Origin of the sequence: Sphingomonas sp. S6 (assembly GCF_043498045.1) — a bacterium.
GTDB lineage: Bacteria > Pseudomonadota > Alphaproteobacteria > Sphingomonadales > Sphingomonadaceae > Sphingomonas.
Genome location: NZ_JBIEOE010000058.1, coordinates 1 through 409 on the forward strand (window position 1 = coordinate 1; position 409 = coordinate 409).

1 rRNA gene is annotated in these 409 nt (G+C 49.1%); it reads right to left on the minus strand.

Annotation, left to right across the window (positions count from 1 at the left end):
- Positions 1-409: ribosomal RNA gene (locus tag ACGVWT_RS19230) — 23S ribosomal RNA — on the minus strand; the annotation flags it as partial.

The following is a 409-nucleotide window of genomic DNA, read 5'->3' on the forward strand; positions in this document are numbered from 1 at the left end:
AGTGTTACCTAACCTTCAACCTGCCCATGGATAGATCGCCCGGTTTCGGGTCTATACCCAGCGACTAAACGCCCTATTAAGACTCGCTTTCGCTACGCCTCCCCTATTCGGTTAAGCTCGCCACTGAATATAAGTCGCTGACCCATTATACAAAAGGTACGCAGTCACCTAACAAAGTAGGCTCCCACTGCTTGTACGCATACGGTTTCAGGATCTATTTCACTCCCCTCTCCGGGGTTCTTTTCGCCTTTCCCTCACGGTACTAGTTCACTATCGGTCAGTCAGTAGTATTTAGCCTTGGAGGATGGTCCCCCCATATTCAGACAAAGTTTCTCGTGCTCCGTCCTACTCGATTTCATTGATAAGAGATTTTCGTGTACGGGGCTATCACCCACTATGGCCGCACTTT